Source organism: Streptomyces sp. NPDC005805 (assembly GCF_040630445.1).
Classification (GTDB): domain Bacteria; phylum Actinomycetota; class Actinomycetes; order Streptomycetales; family Streptomycetaceae; genus Streptomyces.
The window spans coordinates 37,202-51,413 of the sequence record NZ_JBEXXN010000054.1; the positions used below are offsets into that span (position 1 = coordinate 37,202).

A 14,212-nucleotide genomic window follows, 5' to 3' on the forward strand; every position below is an offset into this window, starting at 1 on the left:
AGGCGCGCTCACCCGCACCTCCCCGCTCCGGGGTCGCGGGCTCGACTCCCCCTCGACCACCCCGCGTCCCCGTCCCGTGAACGTCCCGCACTCGATCAGCCAGGAATCGCGGAATGCCAGTGCCAGCCAGTTCCCCGTCACGCAGAAACCTCACGCCACGCCCGGTGCCGGCCGCCGTCCAGGCCGCCTGGCTGGTGGCCGCCGCAGTCGTCGGGGCCGCGGTGAGTGCCGCGGCGCCCGACGCGGCCGGCTCCTGGGTCCTCGTCACGGTCTGCGCGGCCTGGCTGTGCCTCGCGGCCGCCGTGGTCGCGGGCGCCGGCGCGGTGGGCCGCGCGCGCCGGGCGTCCGCCGCCGCCGACGCCGAACTGCGCACCCTGCGGGCCCGTTCCGCCCGCTTCGACGCGGACGCGGCCCATCTGGTCAACGTCACCGTGCCCTCCGTGGTCAAGCGGGTCGGGGACGGCGAGAGCGCCGAGCAGGTGCTGGCGACCGTGACGCCGCCGAAGGACGCCCAGCTGCGGCGCGTCCTCCAGACCTTCGGGTCCGAGCTGACCGCCGCCGAGCAGCGCGCCCGCTCGGCCGCCGCCAACAGCCACCGGGCGGTACGGCAGTTGGCGCTGGCGGCGGACGGAATCGACCGGCTGACCTCGGTGACGGTCCCCGCGACGGTCGCCCGGCTGCGCGAGGGCGCCTCGGCCGAGACGGTCCTCGGCGAACTCGAACTGCCCGCCGACTCCCGGCTGCGGGTCCTCGCCGACGCCCTCGTCCGCGAACTGGCCCTGAGCGAACGGCGGGCGGCGGCGGCCCAGGGCGCGAGCGCCAAGGCGCTGAGCCGGGTGCAGGCCAAGGCCGTGTCCATGCTGGCCGATCTGCGGGACATGCAGGACCGGCACGGCGAGGAGGTCTTCGGGGACCTGCTGCGGCTGGACCACAACACCTCCCAGCTCGGCCTGATGACCGACCGCCTGGCCCTGCTGATGGGCGGCCGCGCCAGCCGCGCGTGGAACAAGCCGATCCCCGTGGAGAGCGTCCTGCGCGGCGCGGCCGGCCGGATCGCCGCCTACCAGCGGGTGCGGCTGCACTCGTCGAGCACCGCCTCGCTGGCCGGGTTCGCGGCCGAGGGAGTGATGCACCTGCTCGCCGAACTCATGGACAACGCGGCCAACTTCTCGCCGCCGGTCGACGAGGTCCACGTCTATGTGGAGGAGCGCACGGCGGGCCTGGTGGTCACCATCGAGGACAGCGGACTGAAGATGGCGGACGCGGCGATGCGGCGGGCCGAGGAGGCGGTGTCCGGCCGGGTCACGGACCTCGCGCACCTCCAGGGCACCCGGCTGGGGCTGACCGTGGTGGGCATGCTGGCGGCGAAGTACGGCATGAGCGTGAGCTTCCGCCCGTCCTCGCGGGGCGGCACCGGTGTGGTCGTCCTCTTCCCCTCCCCGCTCCTGGCGCAGCCGCGGGACGAGGACGCGGGGGACGACGCCCTCCCGGCCGGTACCCCGGAGGCGCCGACGGCCTCCGGCTCGGGCACCTCCCTCGCGGGCGGCGCGCGGGTGGACTACACGACGGTGGCGACCCCGCCCGGGGGCACGCCCGTCCCGGCGGCGGCCGCGCCCTGGGACGCGGGCGCGTTCGGCGACGCCACGACCGGGGCGGGAACGCTCGGCGCGGCGGGCGCGTACGAGACGGGGGCGTACGGCACGGGTGCGCGGGGCGCGGGGGCGTACGACACGGGCTCCTTCGGCGGCGCGGGTGCGTTCGCCACGGGACCGAATGACTCGGGCGCGTTTGCCACCGGACCGGGTGACTCGGGCGCGTTCGCCACCGGACCGGGTGACTCGGGCGCGTTCGTCGTGGGGCCCACCGGGGTCTCGGAGCCCGGTGCGTACGACACCGGCTCGTACGACACCGGCTCGTCCGGCTCCGGTAAGGGCGACGCCGCGCCGCACGGCCACGGGACCCGGCGGGTCGCCACCGCCGGCGGGCTGCCCGTGCGGCCCCCGGGGCGCACCATGGCCGCGGCGGACCGCGGCCGGCCCGAGGCCGCCGGGGACCGGGGCGAGCCGCCCCGCGGCGCCCGGGACGCGGGCGCGCAGTTCGGCGCGTTCGCCCAGGCCCGCCGCACGGCGAGAGCGGTGAACCCGGGCGACCCGGGCGAGCCGCCCGCCGCCCCCGAGGCCGACGCCTCCGGAGCGGGCCAGGTCCCCGAGCCCCGCGCCCCCCACGACACCGCGAACGGCACCTGACCCCCGGGCCACGCCACACGACCGGTACCACGACCGGAACCACGACCCCCACGAGACAGGAGGCAGGGGCGCCCGCCCGCGCTCCGGGCACCGGGCACGCCCCGTGGACACCATGCAGACCACCGACAACAGCCTGACCTGGCTCCTGGAGAGCCTGCTGGAACGGACGCCGGGGACCCGGCACGCCCTGGTGCTCTCCCGGGACGGCCTCAAGCTCTGCTGGAGCCCCCATCTCACCCTCGACCAGGCCGACCAGCTCGCCGCCGTCTGCTCGGGCATCCAGGCCCTGGCCCAGGGCGCGTCCGTCGAGTTCGGGGACGGCAGCGGAGGGGTGCGGCACTCGATGACCGAGTTCCACGGCGGACTGCTGTTCATCGTCGAGGCCGGGGACGGCGCGCACCTCGCCGTCGTCGCCGGGGACGGCGCCGACCCGGGCGTCGTCGGGCACCGGATGACCGAACTCGTCGAGCAGATCGGCGACCATCTGCGGGCCGAGCCCCGGCTGCCCGCCCAGGAGACCCCCCTCTCATGACACGCCGGCCCGTCGAGGTGGGCGCCCCGGAACGGCTGTACACCGTCACCGGCGGGCGCAGCCGGGCCGCGGACGACTCGTTCGACCTCGTCACCCTGATCGTCGCCGAATGCGCACCGACGCCCGGGATGCAGTCGGAGCACGTACGGATCCTGCGGCTGTGCCGGACCCCGGCGGCGGTCGTGGAGATCGCCGCCGATCTCGGGATGCCGGTGACCGTGGTCCGCATCCTGCTCGGCGACCTGCTCGCCACCGGCCGTATCACAGCACGTCATCCGCGCAAGGCGCCGCCGGGCGACGTCTGTCTGCCCGGCTCGGACCTCCTGGAGGAGGTGCTGCATGGACTCCGCAACCTCTGAACTGCCCCCGGCCGCCGAGCCGTCCGCCCGGACCCCGCTCGGCCGCGCGGCGGACACCGGCCTGAAGATCGTCGTGGTCGGCGGCTTCGGCGTGGGCAAGACCACGCTGGTGCGCTCGGTGAGCGAGATCCGGCCGCTGAACACCGAGGAGGTCATGACCAAGGCGGGCGTCGGGGTCGACGAGACCTCCGCCGTGGCCCGCAAGTCGACCACCACCGTCGCCTTCGACTTCGGCCGGATCAGCCTCAACGACCGTATGGTGCTCTACCTGTTCGGCGCCCCGGGCCAGGAGCGCTTCTGGTTCCTGTGGGACCGGTTGTTCTCCGGAACCCTCGGTGCCGTCGTCCTCGTCGACACCCGGCGGATGAGCGACTCCTGGTACGCGATCGACCGCCTGGAGCACCACCGGACGCCCTTCGTGGTGGCGGTCAACCGCTTCGACGGCGACCAGGCGGCCTTCTCCCTGGACGAGATCCGCCAGGCGCTCTCCCTCGGGGAGCACGTCCCGCTGATCGACTGCGACGCGCGGGTCCGCTCGTCCGGCAAGCACGTCCTGATCACCCTCGTCGACCATCTCCGCGATCTCGCCAAGGCCCGGGAGAGAACCCCATGAACGAACCGTCGGGACACCTGCCGACCGCGTCCCCGGCCGCCGCCGTCCCCCCGCCCGCCGTCCCCCCGCCCGCGGGCTGCCCGGCGCACGAAACCGCCGTACGGCTCGGCGGGCTGGAGTACCAGCAGACGCCGGCCGAGCTGTACCGGGAACTGCGCCGCCGCTACGGGGCCGTGGCCCCGGTCCTGCTGGACGGGGACGTGCCGGCGTGGCTGGTGCTGGGCTATCCGGAGGTCAGCTATGTGACCGCGCACGACGACCTGTTCGCCCGGGACTCGCGGCGCTGGAACCAGTGGGAGGCGATCCCGGTGGACTGGCCGCTGATGCCGTTCGTCGGGTACCAGCCGTCGGTGCTGTTCACCGAGGGGGCCGAGCACCAGCTCCGGGCCTCGGTGATCACCGAGGCGCTGGAGGTGGTCGACCAGTTCGAACTGGCCCAGTGGTGCCGCAGGATCGCCGGTCTGCTGATCAACGCCTTCGCGGGCAGCGGGCAGGCGGAGCTGATGTCGGCCTATGCGCACGCCCTGCCGATGCGGGCCGCGGTCCAGATGTGCGGGATGCCGGCGCGCGGCACGGACACCGAGGAGCTGGTGCGGGATCTGCGGATCTCCCTGGACGCGGGCGAGGGCGACGACCCGGTGGCGGCCTATGTCCGGGTGCAGGAGCGCATCCGGCGGCTCGTGAAGGAGAAGCGGGCGGTCCCGGGCGCGGACGTCACCTCGCGGATGCTCTCCCACCCGGCGGGGCTCTCGGACGAGGAGATCGTCCAGGACCTGATCTCGGTGATCGCGGCGGCGCAGCAGCCGACGGCGAACTGGATCGGCAACACCCTGCGGCTGCTGCTCACCGACGACCGGTTCGCGCTGAACGTCTCGGGCGGGCGGCTGAGCGTCGGCCAGGCGCTCAACGAGGTGCTGTGGCTGGACACCCCGACGCAGAACTTCATCGGCCGGTGGGCGGTGCGGGACACCACCCTCGCGGGGCGCCGGATCCGGGCGGGCGACTGTGTGGTGCTGGGGCTCGCGGCGGCCAACACCGATCCGCAGATCTGGCCCGAGGGGCATGTGGGCGCGGAGAACGCGGCGCATCTGTCGTTCGGCAACGGCGAGCACCGGTGCCCGTACCCGGCGCCGATGCTCGCCGACGTGATCGCGCGCACGGCGGTGGAGACCCTGCTGGAGCGGCTGCCGGACGTGGTGCTCGCCGTCGAGCCGGCGGAGCTGGCCTGGCGGCCCTCGGTGTGGATGCGGGGACTGACCGCGCTGCCGGTGCGGTTCACCCCCGTGATGCAGTGACTCGGTCCGCGCCCCGGCCGGGGTCACGGCACCGCGCGCTCAGGCGGCGACCGGGGTGAACCGGACCGGGAGGGTCTTCGGGCCCCGCGTGAACACCCCCTCCTCGGTGGGCTCGAAGCCGTCCGCGAGACGCATGTCCGGCATGGCGTCCAGGAGTTGGTCGACGCCCTCCCGGACCTCGGCGCGGGCGAGGAGGGCGCCGACGCAGAAGTGCCGGCCGAGGGCGAAGGCGAGGTGGTCCGCGGCCGCGGAGAAGGCGTTGGCCGTGCTGAGGTCGTCGCGGAAGATGTCGAAGCGGTCGGGGTCGCGGTAGCGGGTCCCGTCGCGGTTGGCGGCGCCGATCAGGCAGGTGACCGTGGCGCCGGCCGGTATGGTGCCGCCGCTGACGGTGACCTCGGTGGCCGTCTGCCGCATGATCATGTGCACCGGCGGGCTGTAGCGCAGGGTCTCGGCGAAGGCCCGGTCGATCAGCGAGCGGTCCTCGCGGACGGCGGCGAGCTGCTCGGGGTGGGTGAGCAGGTTGGCGAAGATCCCGGCGATCGCCTTGTCGGTGGTCTCCCCGCCGGCGGCAAGCAGCAGACTGCAGAAGGCCTTGATGTCCTCGTCGCTCATGCGGACGCCGTCGACCTCGGCGGCGCAGAGGACGGAGAGCAGGTCGCGGCCGGGGTTCTCCCGGCGGCTGCGGATGATCGGGAACATATAGGCGGCGAACTCGGTGCGGGTCCGTTCGCCGGCGGCGGCGATCTCCGGGTCGCCGGCGAGGTTGCCGAGGAAGGCGATCACGCTGGTGTACCAGCCGTGGAAGCGGGCGTGGTCGGCCTTGTCGAGGCCGAGCATGTCGGCGATCACATTGACCGGGAAGCGGGTGGCGAAGGCGTCCACCAGGTCGGCCTCGCCCTTGTGGCGTACGGCGTCCACGAGTTCGCGGGCGTTGCGCCGGATCACGGGCAGGAAGGTGTCGCGCAGCTCGGTGCCCCGGAAGGCGGGGGCGACCAGGGCCCGGCGCACGGCGTGTTCGCGGCCGCTGAGCTGGAGGATGGTGCGGCCGTGGACGGGTTCGATCTGCCAGTCGTAGTTCTCGGTGGTGAAGACGGACTCCTTGTCCTTGAAGGCCCGTTCCACGTCCTCGTAGCGGGAGATGATCCAGCTCGCGGTGGGTTCGTGGTGGATCAGCGGGGCGTGTTCACGCATCAGGCGGTACGCGGCGTAGGGGTCGGCGGCGAACTCGGGCGACAGGATGTCCGGGATGGCGGGGTGGTCGGGGGTCTGCTGTGCGGTGGCCATGGCACTCCCTCGATCGGTCGTCAACAGGCGCTGTCCGCAAGGTTATTGACCGTTCGACGACCGAGACAGACGGCGTCCGTGGCGGAGCGGGCGCGCCCCCGGCGGGGCGGGGGCGGGCGCGGTCGCCTACCGTGCGTGCAGGCACGGCAGGCACGGCAGGCACAGCAGGCACAGCGGGACACGGCGAGGCGAGGAGCGGAAGAGATGGCGGAGCGGGCACTGATCGCGGGTGTGGGCGGCAAGGAGCCGGAGGTCGACCCGGGGGCGTTCACGGCGCCCACCTCGGTGGTACTGGGCGAGGTGACCCTCGCGGCGGGCGCGAGCGTCTGGTACCAGAGCGTGCTGCGGGCGGACGGCGGCCCCATCGCGATCGGCGCGGAGAGCAACATCCAGGACAACTGCACCGTCCATGTGGACCCGGGCTTCCCGGTGACGGTGGGCGAGCGGGTGTCGGTGGGGCACAACGCGGTGCTGCACGGCTGCACCGTGGAGGACGACGTCCTGATCGGGATGGGCGCGACCGTCCTCAACGGCGCGCACATCGGCGCCGGATCGCTGGTCGCGGCGCAGGCGCTCGTCCCGCAGGGCATGCGGGTGCCGCCGGGCTCGCTGGTGGCGGGCGTCCCGGCGAAGGTGCGCCGGGAGCTGACGGAGGAGGAGCGCGAGGGGATCAAGCTCAACGCGGCGGTCTATGTGGACCTCGCGGAGCAGCACCGCGCGGCCCACGGCGGCTGAGCGGCCCCGGCCGTCCGTCGCACGGCGGACGGCCTGTGCGGGGCGGACGGCCTGTGCGGGCCCGGGTTTCAGCTGTTGGGACGCAGGGTCCAGAGGATGTCCATCTCGCCGGTGACGGCGCCGTCCTCGCGGGTGATGGCGACCTTCACGGCGAACTCGGGGCGCTCGCCCGCGTCGAGCTCCTTGAGGACGTCGGCGACCGGGCGGCCGAGGACGGCGGTGGCGGTGACGACCCCGCGGGCGATCTTCTTGAAGTCGATACGGGCGGTCACCGGGAGCGGCACGGCGCGCGAGAGCTGGTCGCCGAAGGCCGCGAGGACGATGGCGCCGCTCGCCGACTCGGCGAGGGTGAACATGGCGCCGGCGTGCGGGCCCTGCACGTGGTTGTGGTACTCGGGCTGGTCGGGGAGCCGCAGGACCGCCCGCTCGGGGGTGGTCTCCAGGTATTCCAGGTTGAGGGTCTTCACCATGGGGACCGTCGCGGCGAGCAGCTCGCCCAGGGACATCTCTTCTGCGCTCATGACCCCGGATGTTACCCGCGAGTAGCAGCACTTGACCATACCCTTCACAGGCCGGACGTGGAACTGCCGCGCCCGCCCCCTTATGGTTACTGGCCATGTGGCCAGGACAGCAGCCGCCCGGGGGCGAGCAGAACCCGCAGGACCAGAACCCGTACCAGCAGCCGGGGTACCAGCAGCCGAATCCGTACCAGCAGCCGGGGTACCAGCAACAGGGCTACCCGCAGCAGCCCAACCCGTACCAGCAGCCGACGGTGCCCCAGTACGCGGTCCCGGGCGCGCCGCCCGGTGCTCCCCGGCCGGGGGGCGACGACAAGCGGAAGACGACGATCACCGCGATCGTCGCCGCGACCGCGGTGGTCGTGGCCGCCGGTGTCACCGGCTTCCTCGTGCTCGGCAAGGACGACAAGGGCGGCAGCTCGGACAAGGGCGCGCCCGCCGCGTCCTCGTCGCCCTCCCAGTCCGCCTCGGACGAGCCGACCGAGGCGCCGAGCCCCACCGAGAACCCGCGCGCGGGCGGTGACGCCAAGCCCACCATCGAGGGCTGGAAGGTCGTCACCAACCCCAAGCACGGCACGCAGTTCGACGTGCCGCCGGAGTGGGAGGTCGCCAGCAGCGGCATGGCCACCGGCTTCGAGGACGAGAAGAAGGAAGACGGCTCCCCCGTCGTCATGATGAGCGCGCCCGCGTACCTCAAGAGCAAGTGGTGCGAGTTCGACACGGAGAAGGACGGCGACCCCGAGGACTACGGTCTGAGCGCCGTGGGCACCAAGGGCGGCAAGGGCGCGAAGAACGCCGACGAGGCCGCGTACAACGAGGCGGGCAACTGGGTCTGGGCGGCGTACGCGCAGACCGAGCCCAAGGGCACCGTCAAGATCACCAAGGCGAAGGCGTACACCACGTCCTCCGGCCTCAAGGGCAGTGTCTCGACGGCCACCGCGAAGGGCGTCAAGAAGGAGAACAAGTGCGAGACGGACGGCAAGTCCATCGCCTTCTCCTTCAAGGACCCCAAGGGCGAGTTCAAGAGCTGGGTCCTGTACGCGGCGACGGGTGTCTCCGAGGAACTGGACGACGCGACGATCCAGAAGATCCTCAGCACCGTCCGGCTCTCGACGCCGAGCACCTGAGGCACGCGGAGCCCGGCCCGCCGGGGTCCTGAGCCCCGGGCCGGGCCGTGAGCGGGCCCGCCCGGGCCCGTCCCGCCGGGCGGGCCCGGGGGGGCTCTCGGGCGCTCGGCGCGGGGTCAGCCGATACCGAACGCGCCGGCCGGCGGCTCGGGTGAGGCGACCGCGTCGGCGTCCCGTACCGGGCGGGCGTTCCCGGTGAAGCGCGCCAGCGCCGGGCCGTGCTCGACCCGGGCGGGGAAGGCGTCGGCCGCCGCCCGGCGGGACAGCCCCGCGAGGTCCAGCGGGACCCGCGCGGCCACCAGGACCGCGTTGCCGAAGCGGCGGCCCTTGAGCACCGGGGGCTCGGCGATCAGCGCCAGCTCCGTGAACACGGCCGCGAAGGTGGCCAGCTGGGAGCGGAGGAAGGCGAACGGCGCCCCGTCGGCGAGGTTCGCCGCGTAGACCCCGCCCGGCCGCAGCACCCGGGCCGCCTCGCGCGCGTAGTCGAGCGAGGTGACCTGCGCGGGGACGCGGGAGCCGCCGAAGACGTCGGCCACCACCGCGTCGGCGCTGTCGTCCGGCCGCCCGGCGAGGAAGGCGCGGGCGTCCGCCGTGTGCACGGTGATACCGCTGCCGGGCGGCAGGGGCAGGCACTCGGCGACGAGGGCGCTGAGGCGTCCGTCCCGTTCGGCCACCGTCTGCCGGGAGCCGGGGCGGGTCGCCGCGACCCGGCGCGGCAGGCTCAGCGCCCCGCCGCCGAGGTGCAGCACGTCCAGCGGCTCCCCCTCGGGCGCCGCGCAGTCGAGGACGTGCCCGAGGCGGCGGGCGTACTCGAACTCCAGGTGCTCCGGGTCGTCGAGGTCGACGTACGACTGCGGTGCCCCGTCGACGGTCAGCAGCCAGGCCCGGGCGCGGTCGACGTCCGGCATCAGCTTGGCGGTGCCGCCGTCGACGGCGCGGGTGACGGGGATCGGGTCGTTCACCGTGTCATTGTGCCCGCGCCCGTGCCCCCGTACGGAAAGGGGGCGGCCCCTGGGGACCGCCCCCCGCCGAGGGGCTCAGAGCACCTCGGTCACGGTGCCGGCGCCGACCGTGCGCCCGCCCTCGCGGATCGCGAAGCCGAGCCCGGACTCCAGCGGCACGTCCCGCCCCAGCTCCACGGTCATGGCGACCGTCTCACCGGGCCGGGCGACCGCCGCCCCGCCGAGGTCGATGTCGCCGACCACGTCCGCCGTGCGGATGTAGAACTGCGGCCGGTACCCGCTGGAGACCGCCGTGCTGCGGCCGCCCTCCTTCGCGGAGAGCACGTACACCTGCGCGGTGAAGCGCCGGCTGGGCACCACGCTGCCGGGCGCGGCGACCACATGGCCCCGGCGCACCGCGTCCCGTGGCAGGCCGCGCAGCAGCAGGGCGACGTTGTCCCCGGCCTCGGCCGACTCCATCGGCTTGCCGAAGGTCTCCAGGCCGGTGACCACGGTCTCCGCGTCCGCGCCGAGAACCTGCACCCGGTCCCCGACGCGCACGGTGCCGCGCTCCACGGCCCCGGTGACGACGGTGCCGCGGCCCGTGATGGTGAGCACGTTCTCCACGGACAGCAGGAACGGGGCGTCGGTGTACCGCACGGGCATGGGCACATAGGTGTCCACGGCGTCGAGCAGGGCCTCGATCGCGCCCGTCCAGCGCGGGTCGCCCTCCAGCGCCCGCAACCCCGACACCCGCACGACCGGGGCGGACTCGCCGCCGTAGCCGTGCGCGGTGAGCAGGTCGCGGACCTCCAGCTCCACCAGGTCGGTCAGCTCGTCGTCGCCCGCGTCCGCCTTGTTGAGCGCGACCACGATGTGGTCGACGCCCACCTGGCGGGCGAGCAGGACGTGCTCGGCGGTCTGCGGCATCACGCCGTCGAGGGCCGAGACGACGAGGATCGCGCCGTCCAGCTGGGCGGCCCCGGTGACCATGTTCTTCACGTAGTCGGCGTGTCCGGGCATGTCGACATGGGCGTAGTGGCGGGTGTCGGTCTCGTACTCGACGTGCGCGATGTTGATGGTGATACCGCGCCGGGCCTCCTCGGGGGCGCGGTCGATGCGGTCGAAGGCGACGTAGGAGGTGCCACCCCCGGCGCGCTCGCTGAGCACCTTGGTGATGGCGGCGGTCAGCGTGGTCTTGCCGTGGTCGACGTGGCCCATGGTGCCGATGTTGAGGTGCGGCTTGGTGCGCACGTATGCCGTCTTGGACATGGCGGAGTGTGTTCCTTCCCGGAACCGTTCGGAGCGTTCGGGACCCCTGGAGCCTGCCGACCCTCCCCCTGCGGGGTCCGCCGGACTGTCCGGGAAGGGTCAGCGTCGTGCGCCGCCGAAAGCCGCGGCCGCTGCTGCGGCGGCCGCCGCCGGGAAGAGGACGGCAGCCTTCGGCGCGTCCGCGACTGCGGACGGCGCTGCGGGGAAGGCGTGCCGGAACATGCGTCGATCATCGGGGACGGGGGCGCACGGCGTCGACCGGTTTTCGGGCGGGACGGGCGGGGGCGTGCGCGACCTGATCCGGCGTCAGGCGGTACGGGCGGGGCCTGACGCGGCGTCGGGTGGTCCCGACCGGGCCGGGGGGCGGGCCTGACGCGGCGTCGGGCGGGACGGGCCGGGGGGCGGGGTCGCGATCCCGGCCGGGCGGGGTCCAGGGCATCGGTCGGTCCCCGGCCCGGCCGGGGGTCGCCGTCAGGCGGGCGGCGGCAGCGGGCCCAGGTGCTTCGCCGCCTCGCGGACGGAGAGCGGCGACAGCCGGCCGCGGGCGCCGGCAAGGAAGTGCCGGACCGCGTCCGGGTCGGTCCGGGCGTACTCCCGCAGCGCCCAGCCGATGGCCTTGCGGATGAAGAAGTCGGGGTGGTCCGCGCGCCGCAGGCAGTAGCCGAAGAGCCGGTCGGTGTCGGTGCGCTCCTTGTGGCGGAGCTGGTGGAGCAGGGCGGTCCGGGCCACCCACAGGCGCTCGTCGTCGATCCAGCGGTCCATGTCGGCGCGGAGCGCCGGGTCGGCGGCGACCAGGGGCCCGACGACATGGGCGGCGAGCGTGTCCACCGTGTCCCACCAGGGCACGGTGGTGACGAGGCGGAGGACCACGGGCAGGAAGCCGGAGCCGCAGCGCCCGACATGGCGGCGCAGGTAGTCGGCGGCGAAGTAGTGGTACTCGCGCTCGGGCAGCGCCCAGCAGCCCAGCGCGACGGCCGCGCAGTCGCGTTCCGCCGGGGCCGGCAGCCCGGCCGGCACCTCACGCGCCAGTCGCCGCCGCAGCGGGGTGGGGATGCCGAGGAAGGGGGCGACGTCCTTCATGTACGCGGCGGCCCCGGCCGCCCGCTCGGGGTCGGCCGCCGTCGGGAACACCTCCGTCACCCGGGCGAGCACGGTGTCCGCGAGCGGGGTGCGCCCGGGCTCCGGCGCGGCGGCCGGCCCCGGCGCCGATCGCGGGGCCGGGCCATGGCCCGGGTTCGGATTCGAGCCCGGTGCCCGGTCCGGAAGCGCCGCCGGGTCCGGGGCCGAGTGCGTCATAGGGCACAGATTACGGCGATCGGACACCTTCGTCGGTTAGTCTCCCCGGATGCTCGCCCCCGCCCCCCGGCCGGTCTCCGGCCTCTCGGTCCGCGCGTCCAGGGCCGTGTTCTCCCCCTGGTCGCGGCTGTCCCTGCTCCTCGTGCTGCTGGCGTCGGCCGCCGTCGCCGTCGTGCTGTACGAGCCGCAGAGACTGCTGTCCGAGGGGCTTCCGCAGGTGAGCGGGGTCGCCGCGATCGTGCTGTTCGCCGTCGGGTACGGCGTGTGCACGGCCGCGTTCGTGCCCCGGCCGATCCTCAACCTGGCCGCGGGCGCCCTCTTCGGCACCCAGGCCGGACTCCCGGCGGCGGTCGCCGGGACGGTGCTGGGCGCCGGGATCGCGTTCACCCTCGGCCGGCTCCTCGGCCAGGAGGCGCTGCGGCCCCTGCTGCGCGGGCGGTGGCTGCGGGCGGCCGACGGCCAGCTCAGCCGGCACGGCTTCCGCTCGATGCTGGCGATACGTCTGTTCCCCGGGGTGCCGTTCGCGGCGGCCAACTACTGCGCGGCGATCTCCCGGATGGGCTACGCGCCCTTTCTGCTGGCCACGGCCCTGGGGTCGATCCCGAACACGGCCGCGTACGTGGTGGCCGGCAGCCGGGCCGGGTCGCCCACCTCGCCCGAGTTCCTGATCGCGATGGGCTTCATCGTGCTGACCGGACTCGCCGCGGCGGTGGTGGCGTGGCGCAGGCGGCACCGCTTGCCGGGCACCCCCTGAACGAGTGATCGGCGCGGCTCCACGGCGTGTTCAGGGTCCCGTCATTTTGGGGCGCTACAGTGCCCCCGACCGGCGTCGGGCCCCCTCGGCGCACGCTCCGGCGTGCGCGTTTCGGGCCCTTGTCCGTATGGGCGCCTGACCGATCGTCAGCACGGTGAGCGACTCAGGAAGGGCCCCGATACCTCAGCGCCGGTCCGGGCGTTCACCGGGCGGGCCGTGATCACTTCTTGGGTGGCATAGCTTTCAATGTCTTGGTTCGAATCATTCATCCTCGGACTCGTCCAGGGGCTGACGGAGTTCCTCCCGATCTCCTCCAGCGCGCATCTGCGGCTGACCGCCGCCTTCGCGGGCTGGCAGGACCCGGGCGCGGCCTTCACCGCGATCACCCAGATCGGCACGGAGACGGCCGTGCTCATCTACTTCCGCAAGGACATCGCCCGGATCCTGACGGCGTGGACGCGTTCGCTCACCGACAAGGCGATGCGCTCCGACCACGATGCCCAGATGGGCTGGCTGGTGATCGTGGGGTCGATCCCGATCGGTGTACTGGGGGTGACCCTCAAGGACCAGATCGAGGGGCCGTTCCGGGATCTGCGGCTGATCGCCACCACCCTGATCGTCATGGGTGTGGTGCTGGGCGTCGCGGACCGGCTCGCCGCCCGTGACGAGGCGGGCGGGCGGCACCGGGTGAAGCGGGAGCGCAAGACGCTGAAGGACCTCGGGGTCCGGGACGGCCTGATCTACGGCTTCTGCCAGGCGCTGGCGCTGATCCCGGGCGTCTCCCGCTCGGGCGCGACGATCAGCGGCGGTCTGCTGATGGGCTACACCCGCGAGTCGGCGGCCCGCTACTCCTTCCTGCTGGCGATCCCGGCGGTGCTGGCCTCCGGGCTGTACGAGCTGCGGGAGGCCGGGGAGGGCCATGTCTCCTGGGGGCCGACGATCTTCGCGACGCTGGTCGCGTTCGCGGTCGGATACGCGGTCATCGCGTGGTTCATGAAGTTCATCACCACGCGCAGTTTCATGCCCTTCGTGGTCTACCGGATCCTGCTGGGCATCGTGCTGTTCATCCTGGTCGGGACGGGTGTGCTGAGCCCGCACGCGGGCGAGTCGAGCCACTGAGCCGGGGGGGGGGGGGGGGCCCCCCCGCCCCCCCCCCGCGGCGGCGCCGCGGGGGGGCGGGGCCGCAGGCGCCGGCCCCGCCCCGCGCCCGCGGGGGGCGGCGGCGGGGCGCGGGTGGGTG

14 protein-coding genes are annotated in these 14,212 nt (G+C 74.1%); 9 read left to right on the forward strand and 5 right to left on the reverse strand.

All coding sequences use genetic code 11. From position 1 onward, the window contains the following. Window positions 1–113: 113 nt before the first annotated feature. The 5 genes from ABZ457_RS24620 (at window position 114) to ABZ457_RS24640 (ending at window position 5,045) form a co-directional block, all read left to right on the forward strand. A complete protein-coding gene (locus ABZ457_RS24620) occupies window positions 114–2,246 on the forward strand; it encodes an ATP-binding protein (protein ID WP_359161033.1) in 2,133 nt (710 codons plus the stop codon). Between the two features lie 112 nt (window positions 2,247–2,358). Continuing rightward, window positions 2,359–2,778, forward strand: a complete 420-nt coding sequence (locus ABZ457_RS24625) for a roadblock/LC7 domain-containing protein (RefSeq protein WP_359161036.1) — start codon at window positions 2,359–2,361, stop codon at window positions 2,776–2,778. Next, complete coding sequence (locus tag ABZ457_RS24630; RefSeq protein WP_359161039.1) at window positions 2,775–3,137, forward strand: DUF742 domain-containing protein; 363 nt, start codon at window positions 2,775–2,777, stop codon at window positions 3,135–3,137. The genes ABZ457_RS24625 and ABZ457_RS24630 overlap by 4 nt, the downstream gene beginning before the upstream one ends. Then, window positions 3,118–3,750, forward strand: a complete 633-nt coding sequence (locus tag ABZ457_RS24635) for an ATP/GTP-binding protein (RefSeq protein ID WP_359161041.1) — start codon at window positions 3,118–3,120, stop codon at window positions 3,748–3,750. The genes ABZ457_RS24630 and ABZ457_RS24635 overlap by 20 nt, the downstream gene beginning before the upstream one ends. Next, window positions 3,747–5,045: a cytochrome P450 gene (locus ABZ457_RS24640; protein WP_359161044.1), complete on the forward strand. Its 1,299-nt coding sequence runs from the start codon at window positions 3,747–3,749 to the stop codon at window positions 5,043–5,045. The genes ABZ457_RS24635 and ABZ457_RS24640 overlap by 4 nt, the downstream gene beginning before the upstream one ends. 39 nt (window positions 5,046–5,084) lie before the next feature. On the opposite strand, the gene ABZ457_RS24645 is transcribed toward ABZ457_RS24640, so the two are convergent. After that, window positions 5,085–6,329: a cytochrome P450 gene (locus ABZ457_RS24645; protein WP_359161047.1), complete on the reverse strand. Its 1,245-nt coding sequence runs from the start codon at window positions 6,327–6,329 to the stop codon at window positions 5,085–5,087. 204 nt (window positions 6,330–6,533) lie between these two features. On the opposite strand from ABZ457_RS24645, the gene ABZ457_RS24650 reads away from it, so the two are divergent. Then, window positions 6,534–7,064, forward strand: coding sequence for a gamma carbonic anhydrase family protein (locus ABZ457_RS24650; RefSeq protein WP_359161050.1), 531 nt, complete (start codon window positions 6,534–6,536; stop codon window positions 7,062–7,064). A gap of 68 nt (window positions 7,065–7,132) precedes the next feature. On the opposite strand, the gene ABZ457_RS24655 is transcribed toward ABZ457_RS24650, so the two are convergent. After that, the gene (locus tag ABZ457_RS24655; protein ID WP_359161067.1) at window positions 7,133–7,570 is read right to left on the reverse strand and encodes a DUF4442 domain-containing protein; all 438 of its coding nucleotides are present in this window, start codon (window positions 7,568–7,570) and stop codon (window positions 7,133–7,135) included. 110 nt (window positions 7,571–7,680) lie between these two features. Here ABZ457_RS24655 and ABZ457_RS24660 point away from each other — a divergent pair, with 110 nt between their 5' ends. Next, on the forward strand, window positions 7,681–8,709 hold the full coding sequence (locus ABZ457_RS24660; protein WP_359161052.1) for a hypothetical protein: 1,029 nt from the start codon (window positions 7,681–7,683) through the stop codon (window positions 8,707–8,709). A gap of 116 nt (window positions 8,710–8,825) precedes the next feature. Here ABZ457_RS24660 and ABZ457_RS24665 read toward each other — a convergent pair whose 3' ends face one another. The 3 genes from ABZ457_RS24665 to ABZ457_RS24675 form a co-directional block, all read right to left on the reverse strand. Further along, window positions 8,826–9,671: a fused MFS/spermidine synthase gene (locus ABZ457_RS24665; protein ID WP_359161054.1), complete on the reverse strand. Its 846-nt coding sequence runs from the start codon at window positions 9,669–9,671 to the stop codon at window positions 8,826–8,828. Between the two features lie 75 nt (window positions 9,672–9,746). Further along, window positions 9,747–10,922, reverse strand: coding sequence for an elongation factor Tu (gene tuf / locus ABZ457_RS24670; protein WP_359161056.1), 1,176 nt, complete (start codon window positions 10,920–10,922; stop codon window positions 9,747–9,749). A 471-nt stretch (window positions 10,923–11,393) separates the two neighbouring features. Continuing rightward, window positions 11,394–12,218 (reverse strand): DNA alkylation repair protein, encoded by an 825-nt coding sequence (locus ABZ457_RS24675; RefSeq protein WP_359161057.1) that lies wholly within the window; start codon window positions 12,216–12,218, stop codon window positions 11,394–11,396. A gap of 49 nt (window positions 12,219–12,267) precedes the next feature. On the opposite strand from ABZ457_RS24675, the gene ABZ457_RS24680 reads away from it, so the two are divergent. Both ABZ457_RS24680 and ABZ457_RS24685 read left to right on the forward strand, forming a co-directional pair. After that, window positions 12,268–12,972, forward strand: coding sequence for a TVP38/TMEM64 family protein (locus tag ABZ457_RS24680; RefSeq protein WP_359161059.1), 705 nt, complete (start codon window positions 12,268–12,270; stop codon window positions 12,970–12,972). Between the two features lie 246 nt (window positions 12,973–13,218). Continuing rightward, on the forward strand, window positions 13,219–14,091 hold the full coding sequence (locus tag ABZ457_RS24685; protein WP_359161061.1) for an undecaprenyl-diphosphate phosphatase: 873 nt from the start codon (window positions 13,219–13,221) through the stop codon (window positions 14,089–14,091). The last annotated feature ends 121 nt before the right edge of the window (window positions 14,092–14,212 follow it).

Bases quoted from the DNA above. Each gene is read 5' to 3' on its own strand.
- ABZ457_RS24620 (WP_359161033.1), top strand. From the start codon at position 114: ATGCCAGTGCCAGCCAGTTCCCCGTCACGCAGAAACCTCACGCCACGC.
- ABZ457_RS24625 (WP_359161036.1), top strand. From the start codon at position 2,359: ATGCAGACCACCGACAACAGCCTGACCTGGCTCCTGGAGAGCCTGCTG.
- ABZ457_RS24630 (WP_359161039.1), top strand. From the start codon at position 2,775: ATGACACGCCGGCCCGTCGAGGTGGGCGCCCCGGAACGGCTGTACACC.
- ABZ457_RS24635 (WP_359161041.1), top strand. From the start codon at position 3,118: ATGGACTCCGCAACCTCTGAACTGCCCCCGGCCGCCGAGCCGTCCGCC.
- ABZ457_RS24640 (WP_359161044.1), top strand. From the start codon at position 3,747: ATGAACGAACCGTCGGGACACCTGCCGACCGCGTCCCCGGCCGCCGCC.
- ABZ457_RS24645 (WP_359161047.1), bottom strand. From the start codon at position 6,329: ATGGCCACCGCACAGCAGACCCCCGACCACCCCGCCATCCCGGACATC.
- ABZ457_RS24650 (WP_359161050.1), top strand. From the start codon at position 6,534: ATGGCGGAGCGGGCACTGATCGCGGGTGTGGGCGGCAAGGAGCCGGAG.
- ABZ457_RS24655 (WP_359161067.1), bottom strand. From the start codon at position 7,570: ATGTCCCTGGGCGAGCTGCTCGCCGCGACGGTCCCCATGGTGAAGACC.
- ABZ457_RS24660 (WP_359161052.1), top strand. From the start codon at position 7,681: ATGTGGCCAGGACAGCAGCCGCCCGGGGGCGAGCAGAACCCGCAGGAC.
- tuf (WP_359161056.1), bottom strand. From the start codon at position 10,922: ATGTCCAAGACGGCATACGTGCGCACCAAGCCGCACCTCAACATCGGC.
- ABZ457_RS24675 (WP_359161057.1), bottom strand. From the start codon at position 12,218: ATGACGCACTCGGCCCCGGACCCGGCGGCGCTTCCGGACCGGGCACCG.
- ABZ457_RS24680 (WP_359161059.1), top strand. From the start codon at position 12,268: ATGCTCGCCCCCGCCCCCCGGCCGGTCTCCGGCCTCTCGGTCCGCGCG.
- ABZ457_RS24685 (WP_359161061.1), top strand. From the start codon at position 13,219: ATGTCTTGGTTCGAATCATTCATCCTCGGACTCGTCCAGGGGCTGACG.